Source organism: Streptomyces sp. BE20, assembly GCF_036322525.1.
Lineage (GTDB): Bacteria > Actinomycetota > Actinomycetes > Streptomycetales > Streptomycetaceae > Kitasatospora.
In genome coordinates this window covers 1-332 of sequence record NZ_JAQYWW010000479.1, presented here as the reverse complement: position 1 = coordinate 332, position 332 = coordinate 1, and the positions used below count along the sequence as shown (strand labels likewise).

The following is a 332-nucleotide window of genomic DNA, read 5'->3' as shown; positions in this document are numbered from 1 at the left end:
GGACGGTGCGGGTGCCGCAGGACACCAGGACCAGCAGTCGAAGCGCCGGGTATCCCTAACCGCCGATGTTGCAGCGGTGTTTGGTGAATTAGGTCAGGATCGCGGGGCAGTCGGGCACCTTGAACGTCGTGCCGACGATCGCGCAGACCAGCAGCCCCCGCCACCACGCCCCGGAGGTGCCGAATCCGGCGGCCGGGCCCCGTAACAGGTCGAACAGCCCTCGCAACGGCACGGCCCCCACCCGCCTGCGGGCCTGGGCCAACGCAAAGCAGCTCGGGAAGGCGACCGGCAGGACGTCGAGTCCGGCGGTCCGCCGCTGCCACACCAGCCGC

The 332-nt window shown here is 71.1% G+C and carries 1 pseudogene; it reads right to left on the bottom strand.

From position 1 onward, the window contains the following. Positions 1-88 precede the first annotated feature (88 nt). A pseudogene (locus tag PUR61_RS06605) lies at positions 89-332 on the bottom strand (IS4 family transposase); the annotation flags it as partial.